The sequence below is a fragment of the Sphingomonas sp. genome (assembly GCF_036388215.1).
GTDB lineage: Bacteria > Pseudomonadota > Alphaproteobacteria > Sphingomonadales > Sphingomonadaceae > Sphingomonas.
In genome coordinates this window covers 1-25998 of the sequence record NZ_DASVSH010000002.1, presented here as the reverse complement: position 1 = coordinate 25998, position 25998 = coordinate 1, and the positions used below count along the sequence as shown (strand labels likewise).

Sequence of the window (25998 nt, the reverse complement as noted above, 5' to 3'; positions counted from 1 at the left end):
TCAGCGGCTGAACCGCGCGGCGAGCTCCACATGGGTGGACCATCGAAATTGCCCGACCGGCTGGATCCAGTCCAGGCGATAGCCGTGTTTGCACAAAATCTCAGCATCTCGGGCGAAAGTTCCGGGATTACACGAGACATATGCCACCAGCGGAGCACGCGAACCTGCGATTTCCGCTACTTGTTCCTTGGCACCGGCGCGCGGTGGATCGAGGATGACCGCACCGAAATTGCCCAGATCCACGCTGCTGACCGGGCGGCGAAACAAGTCGCGATGGTCGGCGAAGACCGGGCGGCCCGCGTGAGCCGCCGCCGCCTTGAGCGACAGGATCGAGTCACGGGCAGCCTCGGCGGCGTAGACCTTGGCGGCTGGGAAGGCGAAGGTGAAGGTCCCCAAGCCGGCGAACAGATCGGCGACGGTGCCGGCATCGGCTGCGATCTCATGGACCGCCGAGACCAGGGCGGCCTCTCCCTCGGATGTTGCCTGGAGGAAATTGCCCGCCGGAAACGGCACCGCGACGCCGCCCAGCGTGACCGTCACCGGCTCGGGCTCCCAGCGCGCAGTCGGGCCGAAGCCTTCGTCGATCGAAAGCCGGGCGAGCTTATGGCGCCCGGCAAAGGCCGTGAGCGCTTCGGCGGCCGCCAGCCCTTCGGCATCGAGTCCGTCGATCAGCACGTCGCGGCCCTGGTTAGTCCGGGCGACATGCACGTTGATCCGCCGCGTATTGGGCAGCAGCGCCGCCAGCAGCCCGCGCAGGGGCGAGAGCAAGGCGAACAGATCGGGCGCAAGGATATGGCATTCCTGCAGATCGATGATCTGGTGGCTGCCCTGCCCGGTAAAACCGAGATGCACCTGCCGCCCGCGGCGCTCGGCATGCAGCGTAGCACGGCGGCGCGTGCGCGGGGGCGACAGCAACGGCGCACGGATCTCGGTTTCGAGCGAGTGCGCGGCCAGCGCGCCCGCGATGCGATCGACGATATACTGGCTCCAGCTCGCGTCATCGAGATGCTGGAGCTGGCAGCCGCCGCATTCGGGGAAATGACGGCAAGGCGGCGCATGGTGGTGCGGGCCGGGGGTGACGACCCCATCCGCGCCGACAATATCGCCGGGCGCAGTGAAGGGCACATGGCGGCCATCACCAGTAACCCCCTCGCCCCTGCCCGCCACGCGGACGACCATATCGTCGCTCACAGGCATTCGGAGATCGCTTGGGGGATATAATCGATCAGGCTGTCGGCGATGAAGGCCGGCCCGGCGAGTTGCGCGGCGCGCGCGTGCAGCCATGCGGCCGCCTGTGCCGGCTGCGCGTGGTTCGCCGCCACCTGCGCTCCGACCAGACCCGCCAGCACGTCGCCTGTCCCCGCCGTCGAAAGCCATTGCGAGCCAGTAGGGAGCGCGTGCGCAGCGCCCTTCCAGGACGCAATAACGGTATCTGCTCCCTTGTGGAGGATAGTGCTGCGCGAGGTGACGGCAGCGGCGAGCGTCGCGTCGATCTTGCTGCCCTCCGTATCGAACATCCGCTCGAATTCGCCCGAATGGGGCGTGAGCCAGGCAGGCGCGGTGCGGCGCTGGAGCCAGGCGGCGGCGGACTTGCCGAGCAGGCTGAGCGCATCGCCATCGAGGATCAGCGGGCGAGCGCATCCCAGAGCCGCCTTGAGCATCGCTTCGGCGCGTCGATCGCGGCCGAGACCGGGGCCGATCACCACCGCGCCGATGCGCTCGTCGGTGAGCAGATCGGCGAGATCGTCGCCGCTCTGCACCGCTCGGTGGACCAATGCATCCGGCACGCCCCGGATATCCGCGCCGGCGAGCATTACATAACCCGCCCCGCCGGCCATCGCGGCACGCGCCGCAAGCCGAGCCGCTCCAGGCATCGCGCCTTCGACCACGACGACCATGCCGCGGCTGTACTTGTGGTCCAGCGCTCCAGGGACCCGAAGCCCCGGCCGGGCAAGCGTGCGCCAGCGCGTCTCGACCGGCACGCCGATATCGGCGAGGATAACATGGCCGCTGCACTCGCGCCCGCGCCCAAGCACATGGCCCGGCTTCAGCGCGCCCAAAGCGAGCGTCGCGGTCATCCGGCGCGCGCCGAGATCCTCGCCCGTGTCGGTCTCGATGCCGGAGGGCAAATCGATCGCGAGGCTGAACTCGGCCGCTCCGACCAACTCGGCGAACACCGCCGCGACGCCGCGCTCGAGCGGGCGAGTGAGTCCGGTGCCGAACAAGCCATCGATCAATATTGGGCGGGGCCGGGCTTCGTAGAGTGAGGAAACCGGGCCGTCCCAGGCGTCGAGCATCGCCTTCGCCGCGCCCGTCATCGGCTCTCCGCATGCCGCGACGGTGACGTCATGGCCCCGCGCCTTGAGCAAGCACGCCGCGGCATAGGCGTCGCCGCCATTATTGCCGGGACCCGCCAGTAAAAGGATCGGGCGGCCCAGGGAAAAGCGCGCCGCCTCTCGCGCCACGGCTGCGCCCGCGCGCTCCATCACCTCGATCTGCGGCGTGTAGCGGAAGGCTTCCTCCTCGGCGGCGCGCATCTGGGCGGCAGTCACGATCGGGGCGTCGGCGGGAATCACTTGGCCGGTGTGGATTGCCGGACGGTCGCGGGCAAGCGATAGCGCGCGCCGCCGATCGCGACTTCGATCAGATCTGGCGCCAGGGTGGTCACCTGGGCGTGCTCGGCGCCGTCCGCGGCGGTCACCCCGCGGCCATCGCGGGTTACCAGCAGGCGGCGGAAACCGCCATCCGGATGGCGCAGCGTCAGGAACAGCCCGTCCTGTGACTCAACGATATCGATCGCGCAGGAATAAGCGAAGCGGTCCTGCCCCGGTGGTGCGCACTCGATCCGGCCATCGGCCTTCTCGACGGCTTCCTTATGCGCCGCCCGCTTGGCATCCGCCACCTTGTCAGGGACGATACTTTCACACGCTGTCAGAAGAATGAATGCTATGACGCTGTTATATATCCGCATAGACATGGCGTTCGGCGCTAGCTCCAGGGTGCGTCACCGCCCCCTTATAGGCCGGGCCGACAGTGCGGGAATAGCGCCACAGCGCACCAGACTGGTAATCGTTCACACGCGGGCTCCAGGAGGCGCGCCGCGCGGCGAGAATGTCCTCCGGAACATCCAGGTCTATCGTGCCCGCTTCGGCATCGATGCGGATCGAATCTCCGTCCTGGATCAGCGCGATCGGGCCGCCCTCGGCGGCTTCAGGGCCGACATGGCCGATGCAGAAGCCCCGCGTCGCGCCGGAGAAGCGCCCGTCGGTGATCAACGCCACCTTCTCGCCCATGCCGAGGCCGTACAGCGCGGCGGTGGTCGAAAGCATTTCACGCATGCCGGGTCCGCCCTTGGGGCCCTCATAGCGGATGACGATCACTTCGCCTTCCTGTATCTGGCGCTTCTCGACCGCCTGGAAGCAATCCTCCTCGCAATCGAACACGCGGGCGGGACCGGTGAACTGGAGCCGGTGCATGCCCGCGACCTTGACGATTGCCCCCTCGGGAGCGAGGCTGCCGCGCAAGCCGACCACGCCACCGGTGGGCGAAAGCGGCGTTTTGACGTCGTAGATCACCTTCTGGTCGGGGTTCCACGTGACCTGGTCGATATTCTCACCCAGCGTCTTGCCGGTCACGGTCATGCAATCGCCGTCGAGGAAACCGCCCGAGAGCATCGTCTTCATCAGCATATAGACACCGCCGGCCTCATGCATGTCCTTGGCGACATACCTGCCCCCGGGTTTCAAGTCGGCTATATAAGGTGTTGATTTAAAAGCGTCCGCTACATCGTACAAGTCGAACTCGATGCCGGCTTCACTGGCCATGGCCGGCAGGTGCAGCGCCGCGTTGGTCGATCCGCCGGTCGCAGCCACCACGCGCGCGGCGTTGATGAATGCCTCGCGGGTGCAGATGTCGCGCGGGCGCAGGTTGAGCGCGAGCAACTCCATCACCTGCGCGCCGGCCGCGATGGCGATCTGCTCGCGCGACTGATAGGGCGCGGGCACCATGTTCGAATTGGGCAGCGAAAGCCCGATCGCTTCACCGACGCATGCCATGGTGTTGGCAGTGAACTGGCCACCGCACGCGCCATGGCCGGGGCATGCGACCTTTTCCAGCGCTGTAAGGTCGGCAATCGGGCAGGTCCCCGCGGCATAGCGGCCCACCGCTTCAAACACGTCTACCACGGTGACGTCGCGATTCTCGTAGCGGCCGGGCAGGATCGATCCGCCATAGACGAAGATCGAAGGCACGTTGAGCCGCAGCATCGCCATCATCATGCCGGGCAGCGACTTGTCGCACCCGGCGAAGCCGACCAGCGCATCGTAGCAATGGCCGCGCACCGACAGCTCCACCGAGTCGGCGATGACTTCGCGGCTGACGAGCGAGGATTTCATCCCCTGATGGCCCATCGCGATACCGTCGGTCACGGTGATCGTGTTGAAGCGCCGGGGCAGTCCACCGCCCGCGATCACGCCCTCACGCGCCGCGTCCGCCTGGAAATCGAGCGTAGTGTTGCACGGCGCACTGTCATTGCCGGCGGACGCGAGCGCGACGAAGGGCTTGGCGATATCCTCTTCGGCTATCCCCATCGCGTAATAATAGCTGCGGTGGGGGGCGCGCTCGGGGCCGACCGAGACATGGCGGCTGGGAAGCCGGGCTTTGTCGAAGCGATGGGTCATAGTGCGACAGCCTATGTCGCGGGAGCGCCTTTCCGCGCAAGACTATTGCGCAAAGAATTTGTCAGGCCCTCCAAAGTGCAGGTCCATCGTTCGATGCCCCGCTTGTCGCGGATCAAGTCGTTTCTCACTTCTATCGCAATCGAGGGAATGCCCTGCCCTTCGGCATGCCGGTTGAGCGTCGCATTAAGCATCCGGCCCGAATAGGGTTCGTTGTCGCCGGTGATCAGGCCCTGCCCGCGCAGCCATGCGATGGCGGGAAGCGCGGCGCGGGCGTCACGATTATAGAGTATGCCGACTTCCCAGGGGCGATCCGTGCCGCCCTGCTCCAGGCACGGTGTGAAGCTGTGGATCGAGAGGACCAGCGCGGGCCGCTGGGCGCGGACGCGATCGCGAATGGTGCGGTGATAGGGCGCGTGAAAGCGGGCGATGCGGTCCTGACGGTCCGCGTTCCGGTTGCCGGGAATCGCGTGGCCATCGCTCCGATGCGGGATCAGCCCGGCATGGTCGCTTTCGCGGTGCAGATCGATCGCGAGGCGCGAGACGGTGGCGAGGATCGCGGGCGCATCCAGCGCGGCGGCAAGGCCGCGGGTAAGCGGCCCAGCGCCGAGATCCACCGCGATGTGGAGATCAAGGAGTTCAGGCGCGATGCCGAGCTCGATGCCCGGGGGAACGGCGTTTGAGGCGTGATCGCACAGCAGGAGCACGTCCCCTGCCCGGCCCTGGATAATCTCGGTCATTCGAAAACCGGCCTGCGCCGCTCTCGAAACGCCTTGTGGCCCTCGGCGAATTCGGAACCGCCGAAGGCCGCATCGAACGCCGCGTCCAGATCGGGCTGCGTGGGATCGGCGAGGGTACGCTTGAGCAGCCGCATCGCGCCCGGCGCATTGGCGGCGATGCGATCGGCAAAGGCGCGGGCCAGGGTCGCGGGCTCTTCCCACCGCAACTCCACCAGCCCCATCGCCAGCGCGTCGGCGGCATCGACGATCTCCCCGGTGAACAGCATCCGCGCGGCATTGCCCTTGCCCACCTGCGCCACCAGCCGCGCGACATCCTCGCGCGGATAGCCGATGCCGAGCTTGGCGGGCGTGGAAGCGAATTGCGCCCCATCCCCGGCCACCCGCAAGTCGCAGGCGAGTATCAGCGCGATGGCGGCCCCGAAGCAGCCGCCGTCGATCACGGCGATGATGGGCATGGGAAGCGCCGCGATCGCCTCTATCCCGGCGCGCATCGCTTCGCGGAAGCGGGTGGCGTCGTCCGTGGCGAAAGTGGCGAATTCGCCGATATCCGCGCCCGCCGAGAATACCACCGGCACGTCGGATTTGAGGATCACGCAGCGCGCGTCGCTTGTCGCGATCTTCCGAGCGGCTTCGGCGAGCGCGTGCCAGCCGGCGATCGACAGGGCATTGCGCGCCTGGGGCCGGGATATTGTGATGGTGGCGATGGCGCCGTCGCGCTCGGCATGGATCATGGCCCCGGCATTAGGGGCTTGCGGCTGGCGAGCCAAGCGGCGGGGATGGCGCTTGCCGAGGCAAGGGCCACCGGCGGACGTCCCGCTCCTGGCGTCTGATCCGCTGAGGCAAGATTGCACCGGCAGGTTACAAGACCGGGTTTGCGAGTCTGGTTAACCTCCTCACCACCGTCTTGCCCCGCGAGGACCAGGAAGCGATCAGATCAGGCGGGTCGGCTGTACCCACCAGCCGGGTCGCATTGAACGGGCGGCGGCTTCGCACGCTCCCTCGCTGTCGAACAACGCGAAACAGGTCGCGCCCGAACCGGACATGCGGGCAAGGGTCACATCCGGCTGTGCGGCCAGCAATTCCAGCACGTCGCCGATCACCGGGGCGATCTGGCGCGCGGGCGCCTCGAGATCGTTGCGGCCTGCCAGTGGATCGAGAGCCATCGGCCCGCGATCCACTCCATCCCAGCGGCGGAACACTTCCGCGGTCGATACCGCCACGCCCGGGTTGACCAGCAGCACCGGCGTTCCCGGCCGCCCGGGCACCGGCTCGAGCCGCTCCCCCCGGCCGCGCCCGATCGCGCTTTTGCCGAGAAGACATGCGGGCACGTCCGAGCCAAGCGCTTCGGCAATGTCGAACATAGCTTCGTTCGGCACCCCATGCAGCCGCCCCAGCGCGCGCAGAGCCGCGGCGGCATCGGCCGACCCCCCCCCGATGCCGGATGCCACTGGCAGCCGCTTGTCGAGCGTTATCGCATGCGCCCCGCCGCGGAAGCGCTGGGCGAACGAAGCGGCGGCGCGCGTGACGAGATTGTCGCCTTCCCCTGCCAGCGCCGCCGCGAAAGCGCCGGTCATGCTGAAGCTGTCCGCCTCTGCCGGCTCCACCGTCACCACGTCGCCATGCTCGACGAACGCGAACAGCGTTTCCAGTTCGTGATAGCCATCCGCCCGCAGCGTGCGGACGTGCAGCGCGAGATTGAGCTTGGCCGGAGCGGCCTCGACGATCATCCGAGCCGCGCCCCGGTGTCACATGTTCGGGTAATTTGGCCCGCCGCCGCCCTCGGGGACAACCCAGTTGATGTTCTGGGTGGGATCCTTGATGTCGCAGGTCTTGCAGTGCACGCAATTCTGCGCGTTGATCTGGAACCGCAGATCATCGCCTTCCCCCACCACTTCATAGACGCCGGCGGGACAGTAACGCTGCGCGGGTTCGGCGTACACCGGAAGATTGTAGCCGATCGGAATATCGGGGTCCTTCAGCGTCAGGTGGACCGGCTGGTCTTCCTCGTGATTGGTGTTCGAGATGAACACCGAAGAGAGCCGGTCGAACGTAAGCACGCCATCGGGCTTGGGATATTCGATCACCCGCGCCTGGCTGGCCGGAACCAGGCTCTCATGGTCGGGATGATGCTTCATCGTGAAGGGCCAGCGCAGCCCGAGATGTTCGCTCCACATCGCCATGCCCGCCAAAACGGTGCCCCAGGTGTCGCCGAATTTCTTGACCAAGGGCACGACATTGCGAACGCCGCGCAATTCCTTCTCCACCCAGCTCGACTTATAGGCATCGGCATAACCGGTGAGCTCATCCGAGGAGTGTCCCGCCTGGACCGCGGAGAAGGCGGCTTCGGCGGCCATCATGCCGCTCTTCATCGCGGTGTGCGTACCCTTGATCCGCGGTACGTTGAGGAAACCGGCGCTGTCGCCCATCAGCACGGCCCCGGGCATGGTGAGCTTGGGCACCGATTGCCAGCCGCCGTCGCTGATCGCGCGCGCGCCGTAGCTGACGCGCTTGGCGCCCTGCAGGATTTCGGCGATCGCGGGGTGCGTCTTCCAGCGCTGCATTTCGTGGAAGGGCGAGAGATACGGATTGGTGTAGTTCAGCCAGGTCACGAAGCCGAGCGCGACCTGCCCGTCGGCCTGGTGATACAGGAACCCGCCGCCATTGGCCTCATCTTCCTTGAGCGGCCAGCCCTGGGTGTGGATCACCCTGCCGGGCACATGCCTGGCCGGGTCCACGTCCCACAGCTCCTTGATGCCGATGCCATAGACCTGCGGCTGGGCCTCGCCGCAGAGTTCAAAATTGCGCTGGAGCTGCTTGGACAGATGCCCACGCACACCCTCACCAAAGAGCGTGTATTTGGCATGGAGTTCAAGGCCCGGCGCGTAATCTGGCTTGTGCGTGCCGTCGCGCGCCACGCCCATGTCCCCGGTCGCCACGCCCTTTACGCTGCCATCCGCATTGTAGAGGATTTCGGCGGCGGCGAAGCCCGGGAAGATCTCCACGCCCAGCTCCTCGGCCTTTCCCGCCAGCCAGCGGCAGAGATTGCCGAGCGAGCCGGTATAAGTGCCCTTATTGTGCAGATAAGGCGGGGTCACGAATTCGAGGAAGCTCGATTTGCCCTTTTCGCTCAGGATCCAGTGATGGTTTTCGGTGACGGGCGTGCGCGCCAGCGGGCAGCCGTCGTCGCGCCAATCGGGCAGCAATTCGTCAAGCGCGCGTGGATCGATCACTGCGCCCGACAGGATGTGGGCGCCGACTTCGGAGCCCTTTTCGAGGATGCACACCGAGAGTTCGGAGCCGGCATCCGCGGCAAGCTGCTTGAGGCGAATCGCCGCGGAAAGCCCCGCAGGACCCGCGCCGACGATCACCACGTCGTAAGGCATCGACTCGCGCTCGCTCATCACCCAATCCCCTGCATGTCCGTTTCGGGACGCCGTACACGCCTGTCGTCGCGCGCCGGCAACGTCCTGCCCTCCCGTCGATGAAGGCAGATTGACCGCGGCGTCAACAGGGATTCAAAGGCACACATGGGGGCGGAACACGCACATGATTGGCGGCTAGGGCTCGCGAGCGCACTCGAATGGTGGCGCGACGCCGGCGTGGAGACGCTGCAGGAAGACGAACCGCGCGACTGGCTCGCGCGGCCCCTGGCCGCGCCCGATGCCGCGCCGGACAAGGTCGCCGCGGCGTCCCCACCCCTCGAGATATTGCCGACCACGCTCGAGGATTTCGTCGCATGGCGGCTGGGTCCTGCCGCGCCCGAGAGCGGCTGGCATACCCCGCTGATCGCGCCAAGCGGCCCGGCGCACCCCAGGCTGGTGATCTTCAGCGACATGCCATGCGCCGAAGACAGCGAGACGCTGATGGGCGGACCTGCCGGCATATTGCTGGACCGGATGCTCGCGGCGATCGGGCTGGATCGCGAGTCGGTTTATTTGGGCTCGCTCGCGGTGGCGCGCCCGCTGACCGGCCGTGTGCCCGCCGAGCAGGAAGGACGCCTGATCCAACTCGCGCGGCATCACCTAACCCTGCTGCGCCCCGAGCGCCTGCTGCTGTTCGGCAAGGCCGCCGAGCGCCTGCTCGACGGGCCGGCAGACGGTTCGGGCGATGTTAACCTGTTCGGCTGCACTACACGGGCGGTGGCGACGTATCACCCCCGCTTCCTGCTGGAGCGGCCTGCCGCCAAAAGCGAAGCCTGGAAGCACCTGCTGTTGTTAAGCCGGGGGACCGAGTAAGATGCGTATCGTCCTAGCTGCTGCACTGATCGCCAGTCCGGCCACGGCATTTGCCGACGATCGGCCCGCGCCTGCGCTGGAGGATCGCGCAACATCCCCCGCCGCCCGCGACGGCGACGGCATCCCAGATCAGCTCGATGAGTCGCAGCGCTCCGGTTATCGCACCGCCTTCGCCGCGATCCGCCGCGAACAATGGCAGGACGCGCAGCTCCAGCTCGATTCGATGAAGCCCGGTCTGCTCCATGCGATCGCCCGCGCCGAGCTATACACCGCGAAGAACTCGCCCAAGGTCGATCTGCCTCCGCTGATCGCATTGCTGGCCGAAGCGCCCGAATTGCCCCAGGCTGAACAGATTGCGCGGATGGCCAAGGCGCGCGGCGCGACTGATATTCCCGTCCTGCCTCAATCGAAGCGCCTCGTCTGGTTCGATGGCGCGCCCGTCCGCCAGCGCGCGCGATCGGTGAAGAGCGATTACGCCGCGACAGAGATCGCACTGGCGATCCAGCCCTTCGTAAAGGCGGATGATGGCGCGCAGGCGGAGGCGCTGGTGGAAGCCAAGCTGGCAGACCTGACTCCGGATGCCGCGACCGAATGGCAGCAGAAGGTGGCGTGGATCTATTACGTGTCGGGTGATGATACGAACGCCCGCCGAGTGGCCGCGCGCGCGCAGCAGGGCTCGGGCGATTGGGCCGCGCAGGCCGATTGGGTCGCGGGCCTGAGCGCCTGGCGCCAGCAGGATTGCACCCAGGCCGCCGCGGCATTCGACCGCGTAGCCGCGCGCGCCGCCGACACCGAAATGCGCACCGCCGGGCTTTATTGGGGCTCGCGCGCTGAAATGGCATGTGGCCGGCCTGACCGCGTCTCGCCCAAGCTCAAGGCGGCCTCGCAATATGGCGAGACCTTTTACGGCCTGCTATCCCGCCAGGCGCTGGCGATAGAGGACAAGCCGGTGCGCGGCGAAAGCTTCGTTACCGAGGATTGGAAAGCGCTCGAGCGTCGCCCCAATGTTCGGGTCGCCGCCGCGCTCAGCGAGATCGGCGAGAACCGGCTGGCCGACGAAGTGCTGCGCCAGCAAGCCAAATTGGGCAGCGCGGCCGAACACGGCGCGCTCACTCGCCTGGCCGGGCGGCTCAATCTCGCCTCGACGCAGCTCTGGCTCTCGCACAACGGGCCCGCGGGCGCGACCGTTCAGGTCGCCGCGCGCTACCCAGCCCCCAATTGGACGCCCGACGGCGGCTGGCGCGTCGACAAGGCATTGGTCTTTGCCCACACGCTTCAGGAATCGCGTTTCAATTCGGAAATCCGCAGCGCTGCGGGCGCCATGGGCTTGATGCAGGTCAAGACGCTCGCGGCGATCGACGTGGGCCGGCGCAAGGGCGTCACTTATGCGGCGTCGGATCTCACCAAGCCCTCTGTCAACATGGAGATCGGCCAATCCTATCTCGAACAGTTGCGCGATCAGCCGTTTACGGGCGGGCTGCTGCCGAAGGTTATCGCGGCCTATAATGCCGGGCCGACCCCGGTTCAGGCATGGAACGCCGCATCGAAGGATGGCGGCGATCCTTTGCTGTATATCGAGAGCATCCCCTATTGGGAGACGCGCGGCTATGTGATGACCGTGCTGCGCAATTACTGGATGTACGAGAATAAGGACGGCCGGAAATCGGCCAGCCGCGAGGCGCTGACTCAAGGCCTTTGGCCCAAATTCCCCGGAATGCAGGGCGCGACATCGGTGCGCATGGGCGCGCGTGCTACCTCGTCGCGGGGCGATCTTGGCAATCGATGAGGGCGTAGCTTTCCGCCCGGTGCGGATCGCTGTGCTGACCGTTTCGGACACGCGAACCTTGGCGGACGACCGTTCGGGGGACCGGCTGGTCGAGCGGCTGACTTCCGCGGGGCATGTACTGGCCGACCGCGCGATCGTCAGCGACGATCCCGAGCAGATCGTCGGCAAGCTTCATGCCTGGATCGACGATGCCGGTGTGGACGTGATCCTCACCACTGGCGGGACGGGGGTCACCGGTCGCGACGTGACGCCCGAGGCGCTCGCGCGCGTCCGGGACAAGGAAATTCCCGGCTTCGGCGAACTGTTTCGCTGGCTGAGCTACCAGAGCATCGGCACTTCCACTATTCAGTCCCGCGCCACCGCCTGCGTCGCGCGCGGCACCTATATCTTCGCGCTGCCCGGCTCGACCGGCGCGGTTACCGACGCATGGGACGGCATCCTCGCCACCCAGCTCGACATCCGCCACAAGCCCTGCAATTTCGTCGAACTCATGCCGCGCCTGATGGAGCGGTAAGCGCGCGTCTGCAATTGCGGGCTGCTGTCGTTACAGGTTCTCCGCCAAACTGCAAAAACCGCATTGTCGGTTGAGGCCATCGCCTTGCTGTAAAGCCTGATCCTTTCTTCTTGAACCAGCCAAACATCCGTCGCTCCTATCTCAAGCGGCAATGCCATCTATTTGAGGGACGTCCGCAAGTGATCGCTACCTGACGATCGTCAGGTAGCGATCGAACTCACATCGGGCACCATGACCGCCAGCTCATGCCCATGCGGGTCTCGGAAGTGGAAACGGCGGCCGCCCGGAAAGGCGAAGATCGGCATCGTTACCGTTCCGCCGCCTGCCTCCACCTTCGCCAACGCATCCTCGAGATCCTCGACTTCGATCACCGGCAGCAGCTGCGCGGTCGCCTGCTCGATGTCGCCATTCAGGCCGACATCGACATCGCCGGTCGTCATCGCCGCATAGTCGGGCCCGAAATCCTCGAACTTCCAGCCGAACACGCTGGAGTAGAACTCCTTTTGCGCGGTCACATCGCGCACCGGCAACTCCACATAGTTCAACCGCGCCATTCCACCCTCCAATGTTCTTGCTATGTTCTATTTCGCAGCCTAGCTTTCGGCAATGGCCAAGACTCGTCCCGTTCGTGGTGCCACACTGAACCAGGAGAGCGCTCGGTTCAACCTGCCGTCGACGGAAGCGGACGGCGATTGGCTCGACGAGCGTGAGGCCATCGACGGCGAGCCGCCGCCGCTGCGTACCACCGTGACGGTGGAAAAGCCGCGCACGATCATCACGCGAAACCAATCCCCGGACATTTCCTTCGACCGCTCGATCAATCCCTATCGCGGCTGCGAGCATGGCTGCATCTATTGCTTCGCGCGGCCCAGCCACGCCTATCACGACCTGTCGCCGGGGCTGGATTTCGAGACCAAGCTGTTCGCCAAGCCCGATGCGCCGGTCCTGCTCCGCGCGGAACTGTCCAAGCCGAGTTACGTGTGCAAGCCGATCGCGTTCGGCACCAACACCGATCCCTATCAGCCGATCGAAGGCAAATGGCGGATCACCCGCGGCTGCATCGAAGTGCTCGCCGAATGCGACCATCCGATCACGATCACCACCAAGTCCGATCGCGTGACGCGCGATATCGACCTTATCGCGCCCATGGCGGCGAAGGGCCTCGCCGCGGTGATGATCTCTGTCACTACGCTCGATTCGAAGATCGCGAGGACGCTGGAGCCCCGCGCGCCGCATCCCGAAAAGCGCCTCGCCGCGATCCGCAAGCTGAGCGATGCCGGGATACCGGTCTTCGTCTCGATGTCTCCGGTCGTGCCGCAGATCACCGATCACGAGATGGAGCATATCCTCGAGCGTGCCGCGGCGGCGGGGGCGCGGGCGGCATTCTTCCTGCCCGTCCGCCTCCCCCACGAAGTCGCGCCGCTGTTCCGCGCCTGGCTGGAAGAGCATTTCCCAGATCGCGCGGCGAAGGTGATGGCGACGATCAACTCGATCCGCGGCGGCAAGGACAATGACCCGAATTTCTTTACGCGAATGCGCGGGCAAGGTCCTTGGTCCGAGCTGCTCCGCGCCCGCTTCCTTATCGCAAGCCGCCGATACGGACTGGACAGCGAACGCTTCAACCTGCGGACCGACCTGTTCCGCCGCCCGGCGGGGCCGCAGAGAGAATTATTTTAGCGGCGCGGGCCTGCTGATCCACCTCCCATACAGCGATCCGCCAAGCAATTTTCTGCCCGTCGCAACTTAGGAACAGAGTTTCAAACCTTCCTGAATCAAGTCGCCGATATTTATGCGTGCGGGCGAACCACCGCCGGCGCCCGCGGCTTTCAGTTCCCGCATCATCTTCTGGTCGATCGACCAGATCGGCTCGATTGGCTTGTATCGGCCATGCGCGGCCCCATTGACGGCATAAGTCGTGCCGTCCGCCGTCGCGAACCAGACCGCATTGCCATCACATCCTAGATACCCTGCCTCCGCGGACAGGGGCCATTTCAACCCGCGCTTCTCGAACTCGGCCTTGGTGGCGTTAGGTGCAAGGATCGCGTTGCCCATCTTCCATGTCGTAACCTGATTTTGAAGACGATTCACGAGCAGGGTCATGTCCGCGCCGGGAAAGTAATAAGCGTCATGCAGGTGCGACAAGTCAGAGCGCCCCTTGTCGGATTTTCCCAGTCGCCGTTCGAATGAGGCCTTACTCCAAGGCATGTTCATGGCGACGTTTTCCATCACCCAGCTCTGGTGCTCGTTCAATTGCCTCGCGTCCGCGGCTGAACCACTGGAGCCGGCTAGCTTGAGCTGCTTTTCGGCATGGAGTTGCGGAGCACCCTTGGCGAGTTCGTTTCCTTCGGCTCCCCATTTCGGGAAGAAATCCACGGTCGCATCGTAATCGCCGGCGGGCAGCGGCTTGTCCGATTTGGACGTGTCCAACACGACAGTCGTAGAGGCGCCGGTCAGCGTGATGAATTCAGAATAGCCGATGTAAGTGTCAGTGGGTTTTTGCCCTCGCAAGTCGATCGACGTTGCCACCTTGATCGGCATTGGAAGGTTTGTGCCGATCGTCAGTTGCACGCGATGCGCGTCCAGCGCCTTCGGCTCAATGCTGAGAAAGGGCTTAGCCGGCATCGTCCGCGGCGAAGCTGTCTCAATCGCCGTTTCGGAAGATTTGCCGTCCTTTGGAGCGACTGCCCCGATCGTGATGCCGATCAGTGCGGCGGCAATGGCGAATTGCCAACGCCGGGAGCCCCAAATGTAAGGGTAGGCGACACCCGCTATTGCCGCGAGCCACAGCAACACAAGAATCCCGACCATTATTCCCCCTGTAACCGCGCACCATCGGCGCGCCCTAATCCTTCTGCCGGCTCTTCATCAGCGGCTGGATGCGCGTGCCGAAATTCTTGACGCCTTCCAGGAAATGGTCGAACGTTAGCAGTACGCCGCCGGTGTTCGGCACTTCGGCCATCTCGTCGAGCATCCGCGCCACGTTCTCATAGCTGCCGACCAGCGTGCCCATGTTGATGTTCACCGCGCCCTCGGGCGCGGCGAGCTGGCGGACGTTGGTGGTGGCGTTGAACTTGTCGGCCGCGCCCTGATTGGCGAGCCAGGCGATCGCTTCGTGATCGACGCCGTCATTATACGATTTCCACTTGGCCATCGCCTCTTCGTCCGTCTCGGCAGCGATCACCATGATGAGAACGAAGACCGAAACATCGCGCCCGGTCTTGGCGGTGGCGACCGCGAGCCGTTCGTTGTTGAAGGCGAAGGCCGTTGGCGTGTTGACGCCCTTGCCGAGGCAGAAGGCATAGTCCGCCCATTTCGCCGAGAAAGCCAGGCCCTCATCCGACGAGCCGGCGCAGATGATCTTCATATCGCCGCCCGGCACGGGGCGGACGCGGCAATCGTCCATCTGGTAATAATCGCCCTTGAAGTCCGATACGCCCTTTTCCCAAAGCTCGCGCAGGATTCCGGCATATTCGTCGAGCATCTGATAACGGTTTCGGAAATGCTCGTCCCCCGGCCACATGCCCATCTGGCTGTATTCGGGGCGCTGCCAGCCAGTGATCAGGTTCAGCCCGAAGCGGCCATGGCTGATGCTGTCGATCGTGTTGCACATGCGCGCGGCGAAGGCCGGCGGGATCACCAGCGTGGGGCAAGTCGCATAAATCTTGATCTTGCTCGTGACCGCGGCGAGCGCGGCCATCAGCGTGAAGCTTTCCAGGCCATATTCCCAGAACTCGGTCTTGCCGCCAAAGCCGCGCAGCTTGATCATCGAGAGCAGGAAATCGAGCCCGTGCTTCTCGGCCGCGAGCGCGATCTCCTTGTTCATGTCGAAGCTCGGATGGTATTGCGGCGCGTTCTCGCTGATCAGCCAGCCATTATTGTTGATGGGGACGAAGACGCCGACCTGCATGGTGTTAGCTCCTAGTGGCCCGCCTGGCTGAGCCAGGACAGGACGAGACGATTGAACATATCGGGCCGCGTGACATTGCAGGCATGGCCGCCCGAGCCGAGCACGCCCAATTGCGCGCCCGAAATGCCCTTGGCCAGCCGATGCGAGCATTTGGCCGGCACCAGCATGTCGTCCTCCGAAACCACGAGCATCACCGGCAGATTGATCTCCGCCAGCCGGTCATCGATATCGAAGCTGCGCAGCGCAGTGACGCGGCGCACGATCGTGTCGGCATTGGGAAAGGCCGCCAATTGCGCTTCCAGCTCAGCGTCGAGCTCGGCGCTATGGTCCGAGCTCCAATTGGCCGGATAGAGGAAGATCGGCTGCGCCTTCAGATAAGCGCGCGGGCCGCCGTCGCGCAGCAGCGCCAGCCGCGTTTCGAAGCAGCGGGCGAAATGCGGATCGAGCCTGGACCAGCCATTGACCACGATGAGCGCGGCCAGTCGCTCGGGTGCGCTGAGCGCCAGCGCAAGGCCGATCACGCCGCCGGCGGCATGGCCCAGGAAGTGCGTCTTCTCGATGCCCAGTCCGTCCAGCAGCGCGATGACGTCCTCCGCCATCGTTCCTATCGTGACGCGGCCCGCGAGGGCGCGGTCCGAACGCCCGGTCCCGCGATGATCGTAGACGATCACGCGATACTGCTCGGCGAGCGCAGCGATGTTCGGCTGCCAATATTGGCCCGATCCGCCCAGCCCGGGCGAGAGGATCAGCGGCTCGGCGTCGGCGCGCCCGTGCGATTCCCAGTAAAGGCCCCCGATCTCAGCCATCAGGCGATATGTGCGACGCTGGCGATCTCGACCAGGCAATCGGGCTTCACCAGATCGCATTTGATGCAATAGCGCGCGGGCTTGCTGCCCGGAAAATACTCGGCATAGACTTGGTTGAACGCGGCGTAGTCCGCCAGGTCCTTGAGGAAGATGTGGTTCATCGCCACGTCCGCCAGCGTCGCGCCGCCCGCCTCCAGCGTGGTCTTGATGACCTCCAGCACATGGCGGGTCTGCGCCGCGGCGTCGCCGACATGCAGCACCGCCCCGCCCTCGCCCAGCGCGAGCACGCCCGACACATAGACGGTGTTTCCGGCTTTCGCCCCCGCCGAATAAGGCGCGATGGGCGTCGGGAATTGCGGCGGGTTGATCGGTTCGAAGGGCATATGTCAGTCCTCTCTTGTCCCGCTCACCCTGAGCTTGTCGAAGGGCCCTTCGACAAGCTCAGGGTGAGCGGATGTAGTCCGCTCAGGGTGAGCGGATGTAGTCACTTGGGCATCTGGCCGAAGCTTCCGCAGAAATCCTGGGTGGTGCTTACCCAGCCGAAGAATTTCTCGACATTATAGACGGTGGCGTCCTGCATGGCGGGCGGGCCGAGATGGTGGGTCGCGTCCTCCAGCATCACGCCGAAATATTCGAGGTGGAAGCCGTCGCGCAGCGTGCTCTCGACGCAGACATTGGTGGCGATCCCGACGAATACGATCGTCTTGATGCCGCGCGAGCGCAGCACGCTATCGAGCTGGGAATTGAAGAATGCAGAGTAGCGCGTCTTGCCGATGACGATATCGCCATCCTGCGGCTTGAGGCTGTCGACCAGGTCGTAATCCCAGCCCCCGCGCGCGAGCAGCTTGCCCGCCAGTTCGGGCCGCTTGCGCATGGTCTTGAGTGCGTTCGACTTGTGCCAGTTGGGCGATCCCGGCCCGCCCGCCTCGACATATTCCGGGTCCCAGCCATTCTGCAGGTACACGATCTGGACGCCGGCCTTGCGCCCGGTCTCAAGCACCTTGGCGATCTGCCCAATCGTTCCCGCCGCGCCCGCAATGTCGAACCCGGCCTGATCGACATAGCCGCCGGGTGAGGCATAGGCATTCTGCATGTCGATCACGACGATAGCGGTCTCGCCGGGCACGACGCGGACCGGCTCGGGGCGCGCGGGGAGCGTGACTGCGCTCTCGCTGCGCTCCGCCGACCCCACCGTAATCGCCGCCTGATCCATTCCGCCCCCTTGCAGCGGGCCAAGGTGGACCAGCGCGATGCGGGCCGCAAGCACCTGTTTACCTGCTTGGGTTATGCCGTGCGAAAGGGGGCGTACCAACGAGCACGCCATGAGCAGTAAAGCGCAGCCGAGAAACGATCATCAGGCCAGCCGCCGGCGCCATATCATGGGCTTCAGCGCAGTGGTGGGCCTTGCGCTGATTCTGATCGCAATGGCGGTAAATGCCATCAATGCCGGTCGCGCGGTCGATTATGCGCTCGCGGGCGCCGCGCTGGCCCTCCTTATGATCGTCGCCTGGGCGGGAATTCGCGCGTCCCAGGCCCGCATGGACACACTGGGGCTGGAAGAGCAGCTTCGGCTGGCAGCGACCACCGACGAGCTTACGGGCTTGCTGAACCGCCGCGCCTTCATGGCGTCGCTCGATGTGGAGATCGCCCGATCAGCACGCAGCGGCGCACCGCTTTCGCTCGCGCTGATCGACCTGGATCATTTCAAGAGCGTCAACGATCGCTTCGGCCATGGCGGCGGGGACGAAATCCTGCGGCGCTTTGCCGATATCGCGCGCGAGACGATGCGCAGCCCGGACCTGATCGGGCGGCTGGGCGGCGAGGAATTCGCAGTGCTGATGCCCGATACGGATCACGCCCAAGCGGGCATCGCCGGCGAACGCCTGCGCGACGCCATGGCAAGGCGCCGGCTGATATTGTCGAGCGGAGCGCTCTGTCCCGTCACGATCAGTGTCGGCGTGGCGAACCGCCATCCGGGCGAAGCGCGTGACCGGCTGATCATCCGCGCGGACGAAGCGCTATACGAGGCCAAGCATGGCGGCCGGAATCGGACGCGGCTGGCCGCTTAGGCCGCGGCGAGCTTGAAATCCTTATATTGCTCGCGGATCGCGGTCTTGAGCAGCTTGCCCGTGGCGGTATGCGGCAGCGACTCCACGAAATGCACTTCGTCGGGCAGCCACCATTTGGCGACATGCTGCGCCAGGTGCGCCTGGATATCCTCCACACTCACCTGGCTGTCCGGCTTGCGCACCACCAGCAGGATCGGCCGCTCATCCCAGCGCGGGTGATACACGCCGATCGCGGCGGCCTCGGCCACGCCCGCGCAGCCGACCGCCGCATTCTCCAGCTCGACCGAGCTGATCCATTCGCCGCCCGATTTGATCACGTCCTTGGCCCGGTCGGTGATCTGCATCACCCCATCCGGGTGGAGCACCGCCACATCGCCGGTATCGAACCAGTTATCGGCGTCCACGCAGGGCCCGCTTTCGTCCTGAAAATATTGGCGGATCACCCAGGGGCCGCGCACCTGTAGCCGGCCCGAACTCTGCCCGTCGCGCGGCTGGAGATTGCCTTCGTCATCCACCACGCGCAGCTCGACACCGAACGGCACCTTGCCTTGCTTGCTCACCTGATCGACTTGGCTGTCAAAGCTCATTTCGTCCCAATCGGCGGAGGGGGCGCCCATCGTGCCGATCGGGCTGGTCTCGGTCATCCCCCAGGCATGGTTCACCCGCACGCCCATCTTCATGATCCGCTCGATCATCGCGCGCGGCGCCGCCGAACCACCAATGGTGACGATCTTGAGGTGCCCGGGCGCATCGCCGGTCGCGTCCATGTGCTGGAACATGCCGAACCAGACGGTGGGCACCCCGGCGGAGTGGGTAACCTTTTCGCGGTTCATGAGCTCGCACAATATTCTGGGCTCGTTGACCGCGCTGAACACGAATTTGGCGCCCACGGCAGCACAAGCGAAGGGCAGCCCCCAGCCGACCGCATGGAACATCGGCACGATCGGCAGAACCACGCTTTGCGTCGAGAGATCGAATTCGGCAGGCTGAAGCTCGGTGATCGCGTGGATCACGCTGGAGCGGTGCGAATAGACCACGCCCTTGGGATTTCCGGTCGTGCCGCTGGTGTAGCAGAGCATGCACGGATCGCGCTCACCCCCTTCGACCCAGGCATAATTGCCGTCTTCCTGCGCCAGCAGGGCTTCGAAGCTGCCCCGGCCGTCTCCGTCGAAGCAGTAATAATGCTGAATCGTCCTCCACTCGGGCTTCATCCGCTCGACGATGGGCGCGAAGGCCTTGTCGTAGAACAGCACCCTGTCCTCGGCGTGGTTGCCGATGAAGGCGAGCTGATCGTCGAACAGGCGCGGATTGATCGTGTGGACCACGCCGCCCATCCCGATCGCGCCATACCAGGCGACCAGATGGCGGCTGTGGTTCATCGCCAGTGTCGCGACCCGGTCGCCTTTCTTCACGCCCAGCCGTTCGAGCGCTTGCGCCAGCTTGCGGGCGTCGCGGGCGATGCCGGCCCATGTCGTGCGCGTCTCGCTGCCGTCGGCCCAGCGCGTGACGATCTCACGGCCCCAATGCTCGCGCGCGGCATGATCCAGAAGCCGCGGCACCCGAAGCTCGAAATCTTGCATCCCACCCAGCATCTCGCTCTCCCACCTTGTTTGAACCAGCGTACGTCGATGGCCGTCGGCGAGTCGAGAGGCCGTCTTGCTCGACATTCCGTCAATCGACGAGCGATAGATTTCGGAAGGCCCGTCTATCTGGGCATCGGTGCAGGGAAGCCAGGTAAATCATCTGGGTGGATACCAGCGGCATACAAGCATCGCCGATTCCGTCTGTCTTCGTACGGGTGCTCCGGGACAAACTCCAAATGCGACACTTTTGCCGCAGCAACCGTTGCTTTGATAACCCTTTCATGGAGGCCTGGAAGCTGATGGGCATAGAAAAAATTCTTTTTGTTAATGCTGTACGCCGCTGGATACCAAAGTCTCTCTCTTGAATTCCAATTCCAGCCCCACGACCCATGAGTCATTAAGTTCCGGTCAGAGATGCAATTTCGGCCCGAAGCCACCATCTCAGATATAGCATTCCTACTCTCATCACATCGAGCCCGGCTTGTTCCTGCGTATAACGAATCCAATTTGGGACCGGTCATCTTCCCTCCAAAATTAGTGGCAAACTCTTCTACGCTTAATCGATAAAGATGCCTTACAATCTGATCTAGTTCGGAATCAAATCTTCCCCACATGAGTGTTATTCTTGCAATTATTACTAGTGCCTCGTCGGAGAGCGGAAACTCCCAAACCGGACTCGACAGGCCGAAGGACTTGCTGGTCGAATTGGTCAGCGTCACCGCACCGGTCTCTGCGTTACCCGCATCACTAGGCCGCCGCCGCCAACCTTGGGTTGTCCGCCGATTTCAGCGAGACCGAGCGGATGCCGTCGAGGTTGCCGATCTTCTGCGCGAGTTCGCCGTCCAGCCGGAAATCGCGCCCGAGGATCAACTCCGCTTCCCCGTCCGCTATCGTGGTGCGCACCAGGATCTGCCCACGCCCGCCGCGCTGATCGCCGACGATGCCGGCAAGGATTGGCAGCACCCGTGGATCGTCGATCACCGCTTCGAGCACGAGCTGCGCGTTGTTCGCCAGGCTTTCGAACGGCTGGATGCGGCGAACCGTCACGCGCGGCGCGTCCTCGCCGGGCCGCTTGTCCAGCTCGACGGTAAGCAGGGCGCAGCCCCCTGCCCGCGCAGCCTCTTCCATGTCCTTGGCGACCAGTTCGTCGAAGCAGGTGATGGGGGTTTGTGCGCTGGTGTCGCTGATCGTCGCCATCAGATAGCGATTGCCACGCGCCGAGGTGCGCCACCGCGCATCCTCGATCAGCGCCGCCACCGTCGCGCCGATGCGCGCGCCCTCGGCAATCGGGATTTCACTTAGCGAAGCGATCGCCCGCGCACCGTGAAGCCGGGCCAGATGCTCGTAGCGGTCGAGCGGATGCGCCGAGAAATAATAGCCGAACGCATCCTTCTCCGCTGCGATGCGATCGGCGAGAGACCAATGCGCGCTCCTCGGCAGGGAGATCGCCCCGCCGCCCGGCTCCGACTCGCCGAACAGTCCGCCTTGCCCGCTGGTCCGGCTGTCATGCGTGCGCTGCGCCACCGCGAGAACTGTCTCCGCCGCCGCGAACAGCCCGGCGCGGTTGGGCTCCAGCGCATCGAATGCGCCAGCGCCCGCCAGCGTCTCCACCTGGCGCTTGTTGAGCAGCCGTGGATCCACTCGCCGCGCGAAATCGTCGATCGCCTTGAAGCGGCCCTTGGCCTCGCGCTCCTCGACAAGCAGCTCCATTGCCCGCTCGCCGACGCCCTTCAGCGCGCCGAGCGCATAGCGGACGGCATAGCCCTGCTCGGTCTTCTCGACAGAAAAATCGGCCAGGCTGGCATTGATGTCGGGAGGCAGGCACCCGATCCCCAGGCGGCGCATGTCGTCCGCGAAGATCGCGAGCTTGTCGGTCTGGTGGATGTCATAGGCCATCGAGGCGGCGTAGAATTCGTGCGGGTAGTGCGTCTTGAGCCAGGCGGTCTGATAAGCGAGCAGCGCATAGGCGGCGGCGTGCGACTTGTTGAAGCCATAGCCGGCGAACTTGTCGATCAAGTCGAACAGCTCGTTGGCTTGGCGTTCGGGAATGCCGTTCACGCGCAGGCAGCCTTCGACGAAGCCAGCGCGCTGCGCGTCCATCTCGGCCTTTATCTTCTTGCCCATCGCGCGGCGGAGCATGTCGGCGCCGCCCAGCGTGTAGCCGGCCAGGACCTGCGCGGCCTGCATCACCTGCTCCTGATAGACGAAGATGCCATAGGTCTCGCCCAGGATCGTCTCGAGCAGGGGGTGCGGATATTCGATCGGCTCGCGCCCGTTCTTGCGCGCGCCGAACATCGGGATGTTGTCCATCGGGCCGGGCCGATAGAGCGAGACGAGCGCGATGATGTCGCCGAAGTTCGACGGGCGGACCGCCGCGAGCGTGCGCCGCATACCTTCCGATTCGAGCTGGAACACGCCCACGGTCTCGCCGCGCTGGAGCAGTTCGTAGACTTCGGGATCGTCCCAGCCGAGCGTGTCCAGATCGGCATCGACTCCGCGATCGCCCAGCATCTCGACAGCTTTCTTGAGCACCGACAGCGTCTTGAGCCCCAGAAAATCGAACTTCACCAGGCCCGCGGCCTCGACATATTTCATGTCGAATTGCGTGACAGGCATATCCGAGCGCGGATCGCGATAGAGCGGCACGAGCTGGGCGAGCGGGCGGTCCCCGATCACCACGCCCGCGGCATGCGTCGAGCTGTGGCGCGGCAAGCCTTCAAGCCGCATGGACAGGTCGATCAGGTGGCGGACGCCCCGGTCGTTTTTATACTCCGAGTGGAATTCGCTGACACCGTTCAGCGTGCGCTCGAGCGTCCAGGGATCGGTCGGGTGGTTGGGGATCTGCTTGGCGAGCCGATCGACCTGGCCGTAGCTCATCTGGAGCACGCGCCCGACATCCTTGAGCACGGCGCGCGCCTTCATCGTCCCGAAGGTGATGATCTGCGCCACGGTGTCGCGGCCATATTTCTGCTGGACGTAGCGGATCACTTCGCCGCGCCGCGTTTCGCAGAAATCGATGTCGAAATCGGGCATCGACACGCGCTCGGGATTGAGGAAGCGCTCGAACAGCAGCCCGAGCTTGAGCGGATCGAGATCGGTGATCGTCAGCGACCAGGCTACCACCGAGCCGGCGCCCGACCCGCGACCCGGACCCACCGGAATGTCGTGCTCCTTCGCCCATTTGATGAAATCGGCGACGATCAGGAAATAGCCCGGGAACCCCATCCCGATGATGACGTCGAGCTCGAAATCGAGCCGGTCGCGATACGGCTGGGTCCAGTCCCCGGCTTCCGAAGCCTTATCCCCCTCCCCGCTCAGCCTGAGCTTGTCGAAGGCCCGCCCTGACGCTTGCGCCAAAGACCCTTCGACAAGCTCAGGGTGAGCGGGTTTAGGGAGAGGGCGGCCCTCCATCTCCGCGATCTTCGCCAGCCGCTTTTCCAGCCCCGCGCGCGAAAGCTCCCGCAGCATCGCCGATTCGGCCTCCGGATCGCCGGCGAGGCTAGGCAGGATCGGCTTGCGCTTTGGGGCGGCGAATGCACAGCGCTGGGCAACCAGCAGGGTATTCGCGATCGCCTCCGGCAAGTCGGCGAACAGCGACTTCATCTCGTTCGCCGGCTTCATCCAGGCGTCGGGCGAGCTGCGCGGTCGATCGTCGCTCGCGATGTAGGAGGAATTGGCGATGCAGAGCATCGCGTCATGCGCCTCGTGAAATGCCTCTTCGGCGAAACAGCTCGGGTTCGACGCCACCAGCGGCAGATCGCGCGCATAGGCATATTCGAGGAGTTTGGGCTCGGCGCGGCCCTCCACTTCATCGAGTCGCCGGACGATCTCGATATAGAGCCGATCGGGAAACAGCGCCCGGAGCGACTCGGCATAGTCCTCCGCCGCTCGGTCCTGCTGCTCGGCATAGAGCCGGGCGAGCGCCCCTTCCGCCCCGGCCGTCAGGCACAGCAGCCCGTCCGTCCGGCCAGCCAGCGACTCGAAGGGTACGTGCGCCTCTTCCTCGATCGGCCGGTCGAGATGCGCCATCGAGACCAGATTGCACAGATTTTCATAGCCGGCCTGATCCTGCGCATACAAAGTGAGCCAGTCGATCGGCGCCGTCACGCCTTCGGGCATGTTGGGCCGCTTGACCGCCAGCAGCGTGCCGATCACGGGCTGGACCCCGGCCTTCAGGCACGCTTCGGAAAACGGCATCGCGGCGTAGAGCCCGTTGCGGTCGGTCAGCGCGACGGCGGGAAAGCCCAGCTCACGGGCGCGTTTTGCGATCAATTTGGGCTCGATCGCGCCTTCGAGCATGGTGAAACAGGAAAAAACCCGAAGCGGTACGAATCCCGAATGCGCCATGCCGCGAGTCTAGATTTTCGGGCTGCTGCTGAACAGCGTTCAACCCCAATTCATCCACAGAATTCGAAAAAAGACTTGCATATCCGCGCATTAGCTAAGGGGTATTCCGTAGTCGGAGTGACCCAGGTGACCAACGGAACCGCGATCGGACGGTCAATCTACCAAACATAGATTGCAATTCGTCGATAAAATAGAACGGTTCATCGGAGGGCTAGAATCGGGCGCTAATAAGGCATGAATAAGGCAACCCGGCACCGCGAGGCCTTCCAAGGGGTGCCAACGCAGAGAGTAAGCCCTATGAGTACCCTGTTTCTTGGTATCCAGCTTTGCGAAGTCGATGCGAACGGCGGCGTGCCGATCCCCGCTTTTCTCAACGAGGCGCTTAGCGACGAGAGCGCCGATTGGCTGCTGGCCAAGCATGAGACCGACGCCTGCCTGATCGGCTATGGCCACGAGCATCTGGCCACGCTGGCCGAGCGCAACGAGCGGCGGCGACTCGCCGGCGAAGCCCAGGGCGAGGACGCCCGGGCCCATTATCACCGGATGCGCCGGACCTTCGCCCTCACTGACCGGCTTCCGCACGATTCGGCGCGGCTCACGATCTCCCCGGCGATGCGCCACCTGGGCAAGATCGGCAGCCGCGCATTGTTCGTCGGCGCCGGCGACAGTTTCGAAATCTGGAACCCCGAGATCGCAATGCAATGCGGCGACGAACAATTCCGCGACCTGGCCGCCTATCGCTTGGGCGCTCTTGGCGCTGAGGGAGTGCACTGAGATGTCGATGCTCTGCAAGCTCACCGGCCACAATGCCGGCACCACCCACCACCATAACCAGGGCCTGGATTTCGCGATCTGCCATCATTGTGGATGCGACCTGATCCGGGCCGAAGAACAGGATTGGACCGAAGTGCCCCGGGGCTTCCGCATTGTCTGGCGGGAGTTCGGGCGGACGGGGGACGCCGCTTCGGTCGCGGCCCGGATGCAACGGATAATGCCGCCCCCGCGCCGCAGGGGCCCGCGAGGCGCCTTGCAGAAGCCGCGCCGCGATCCGCGCGGGCGTCCCCTGAGGGGAGCGACGAGCATGCTGGGGCTGCTCGCCGGACTCGGCAAGCTGATCGAGGGCGATGACGACAAGGACACGCCGCCGATGGAAGCAAACGGCCAATATGTGATCTGCCTGCCGGGCGCGGGCACGAGTTAGGGGGGCGGCGCAAAAGTTGTCTTGCCACGCACGCTGTCCTCATGCGCGGTGGTGGGGCGCCCTCCTCCCGCCCCACCACCGCGCATCTTTCTTATTCCCCTCCCTGGAAGGGAGGGGTTAGGGGTGGGTCGAGT

General features: G+C 64.9%; 23 protein-coding genes. 7 read left to right on the top strand and 16 right to left on the bottom strand.

Annotated features, from left to right (window positions below; all coding sequences use genetic code 11):
- The 8 genes from VF617_RS00840 to VF617_RS00805 form a co-directional block, all read right to left on the bottom strand.
- Nucleotides 1–1197 carry a class I SAM-dependent RNA methyltransferase gene (locus VF617_RS00840; RefSeq protein WP_331012960.1) on the bottom strand — a complete coding sequence of 399 codons (1197 nt, stop codon included), beginning with the start codon at nt 1195–1197 and terminating at the stop codon, nt 1–3.
- On the bottom strand, nt 1188–2576 hold the full coding sequence (locus VF617_RS00835; RefSeq protein ID WP_331012959.1) for an NAD(P)H-hydrate dehydratase: 1389 nt from the start codon (nt 2574–2576) through the stop codon (nt 1188–1190). The genes VF617_RS00840 and VF617_RS00835 overlap by 10 nt, the downstream gene beginning before the upstream one ends.
- Nucleotides 2573–2902, bottom strand: a complete 330-nt coding sequence (locus tag VF617_RS00830) for a hypothetical protein (RefSeq protein WP_331012958.1) — start codon at nt 2900–2902, stop codon at nt 2573–2575. Before VF617_RS00830 ends, VF617_RS00835 begins: the two co-directional genes overlap by 4 nt.
- 55 nt (nt 2903–2957) lie before the next feature.
- Complete coding sequence (gene ilvD, locus VF617_RS00825) at nt 2958–4679, bottom strand: dihydroxy-acid dehydratase (protein ID WP_331012957.1); 1722 nt, start codon at nt 4677–4679, stop codon at nt 2958–2960.
- 11 nt (nt 4680–4690) lie between these two features.
- On the bottom strand, nt 4691–5416 hold the full coding sequence (locus VF617_RS00820) for an N-formylglutamate amidohydrolase (protein WP_331012956.1): 726 nt from the start codon (nt 5414–5416) through the stop codon (nt 4691–4693).
- Nucleotides 5413–6147 (bottom strand): enoyl-CoA hydratase/isomerase family protein, encoded by a 735-nt coding sequence (locus VF617_RS00815; protein WP_331012955.1) that lies wholly within the window; start codon nt 6145–6147, stop codon nt 5413–5415. The genes VF617_RS00820 and VF617_RS00815 overlap by 4 nt, the downstream gene beginning before the upstream one ends.
- A gap of 198 nt (nt 6148–6345) precedes the next feature.
- Nucleotides 6346–7143 carry a 4-(cytidine 5'-diphospho)-2-C-methyl-D-erythritol kinase gene (locus VF617_RS00810; RefSeq protein ID WP_331012954.1) on the bottom strand — a complete coding sequence of 266 codons (798 nt, stop codon included), beginning with the start codon at nt 7141–7143 and terminating at the stop codon, nt 6346–6348.
- Between the two features lie 18 nt (nt 7144–7161).
- Entirely contained in the window at nt 7162–8817 is a 1656-nt protein-coding gene (locus VF617_RS00805) for an electron transfer flavoprotein-ubiquinone oxidoreductase (RefSeq protein WP_331012953.1), read from the bottom strand.
- A gap of 126 nt (nt 8818–8943) precedes the next feature.
- Between VF617_RS00805 and VF617_RS00800 the strand changes: the two genes are divergently transcribed.
- From VF617_RS00800 to moaB, 3 genes are read left to right on the top strand one after another with little or no spacing between them, the layout of a single operon-like run.
- Nucleotides 8944–9651: a uracil-DNA glycosylase family protein gene (locus VF617_RS00800; protein ID WP_331012952.1), complete on the top strand. Its 708-nt coding sequence runs from the start codon at nt 8944–8946 to the stop codon at nt 9649–9651.
- Between the two features lies 1 nt (nt 9652).
- Nucleotides 9653–11437 carry a lytic transglycosylase domain-containing protein gene (locus tag VF617_RS00795; protein WP_331012951.1) on the top strand — a complete coding sequence of 595 codons (1785 nt, stop codon included), beginning with the start codon at nt 9653–9655 and terminating at the stop codon, nt 11435–11437.
- Nucleotides 11424–11951, top strand: a complete 528-nt coding sequence (gene moaB, locus VF617_RS00790) for a molybdenum cofactor biosynthesis protein B (protein ID WP_331012950.1) — start codon at nt 11424–11426, stop codon at nt 11949–11951. The genes VF617_RS00795 and moaB overlap by 14 nt, the downstream gene beginning before the upstream one ends.
- 200 nt (nt 11952–12151) lie before the next feature.
- Here moaB and VF617_RS00785 read toward each other — a convergent pair whose 3' ends face one another.
- Nucleotides 12152–12505 (bottom strand): VOC family protein, encoded by a 354-nt coding sequence (locus VF617_RS00785; protein WP_331012949.1) that lies wholly within the window; start codon nt 12503–12505, stop codon nt 12152–12154.
- A gap of 52 nt (nt 12506–12557) precedes the next feature.
- On the opposite strand from VF617_RS00785, the gene VF617_RS00780 reads away from it, so the two are divergent.
- A complete protein-coding gene (locus VF617_RS00780; RefSeq protein WP_331012948.1) occupies nt 12558–13628 on the top strand; it encodes a PA0069 family radical SAM protein in 1071 nt (356 codons plus the stop codon).
- 66 nt (nt 13629–13694) lie between these two features.
- Here the strand turns inward: VF617_RS00780 and VF617_RS00775 are convergent, their stop codons facing one another.
- The 5 genes from VF617_RS00775 to rutB form a co-directional block, all read right to left on the bottom strand.
- The gene (locus VF617_RS00775; RefSeq protein WP_331012947.1) at nt 13695–14759 is read right to left on the bottom strand and encodes a hypothetical protein; all 1065 of its coding nucleotides are present in this window, start codon (nt 14757–14759) and stop codon (nt 13695–13697) included.
- A 34-nt stretch (nt 14760–14793) separates the two neighbouring features.
- Complete coding sequence (gene rutA / locus VF617_RS00770) at nt 14794–15858, bottom strand: pyrimidine utilization protein A (RefSeq protein WP_331012946.1); 1065 nt, start codon at nt 15856–15858, stop codon at nt 14794–14796.
- 11 nt (nt 15859–15869) lie between these two features.
- Nucleotides 15870–16664: a pyrimidine utilization protein D gene (rutD, locus tag VF617_RS00765; protein WP_331012945.1), complete on the bottom strand. Its 795-nt coding sequence runs from the start codon at nt 16662–16664 to the stop codon at nt 15870–15872.
- Nucleotides 16664–17047 carry a pyrimidine utilization protein C gene (gene rutC / locus VF617_RS00760; protein ID WP_331012944.1) on the bottom strand — a complete coding sequence of 128 codons (384 nt, stop codon included), beginning with the start codon at nt 17045–17047 and terminating at the stop codon, nt 16664–16666. The genes rutD and rutC overlap by 1 nt, the downstream gene beginning before the upstream one ends.
- Before the next feature lie 101 nt (nt 17048–17148).
- The gene (rutB, locus tag VF617_RS00755; RefSeq protein WP_331013010.1) at nt 17149–17877 is read right to left on the bottom strand and encodes a pyrimidine utilization protein B; all 729 of its coding nucleotides are present in this window, start codon (nt 17875–17877) and stop codon (nt 17149–17151) included.
- 109 nt (nt 17878–17986) lie between these two features.
- Here rutB and VF617_RS00750 point away from each other — a divergent pair, with 109 nt between their 5' ends.
- The gene (locus VF617_RS00750; protein WP_331012943.1) at nt 17987–18733 is read left to right on the top strand and encodes a GGDEF domain-containing protein; all 747 of its coding nucleotides are present in this window, start codon (nt 17987–17989) and stop codon (nt 18731–18733) included.
- On the opposite strand, the gene VF617_RS00745 is transcribed toward VF617_RS00750, so the two are convergent.
- Together VF617_RS00745 and dnaE are read right to left on the bottom strand one after the other, a co-directional pair.
- Nucleotides 18730–20325 (bottom strand): long-chain fatty acid--CoA ligase, encoded by a 1596-nt coding sequence (locus tag VF617_RS00745; RefSeq protein ID WP_331012942.1) that lies wholly within the window; start codon nt 20323–20325, stop codon nt 18730–18732. The two genes, VF617_RS00750 and VF617_RS00745, sit on opposite strands and share 4 nt — an antisense overlap.
- 738 nt (nt 20326–21063) lie before the next feature.
- Nucleotides 21064–24663, bottom strand: a complete 3600-nt coding sequence (dnaE, locus tag VF617_RS00740) for a DNA polymerase III subunit alpha (RefSeq protein ID WP_331012941.1) — start codon at nt 24661–24663, stop codon at nt 21064–21066.
- A gap of 297 nt (nt 24664–24960) precedes the next feature.
- Between dnaE and VF617_RS00735 the strand changes: the two genes are divergently transcribed.
- The gene (locus tag VF617_RS00735; protein ID WP_331012940.1) at nt 24961–25437 is read left to right on the top strand and encodes a hypothetical protein; all 477 of its coding nucleotides are present in this window, start codon (nt 24961–24963) and stop codon (nt 25435–25437) included.
- Between the two features lies 1 nt (nt 25438).
- Complete coding sequence (locus tag VF617_RS00730) at nt 25439–25864, top strand: hypothetical protein (RefSeq protein ID WP_331012939.1); 426 nt, start codon at nt 25439–25441, stop codon at nt 25862–25864.
- Nucleotides 25865–25998 lie beyond the last annotated feature (134 nt).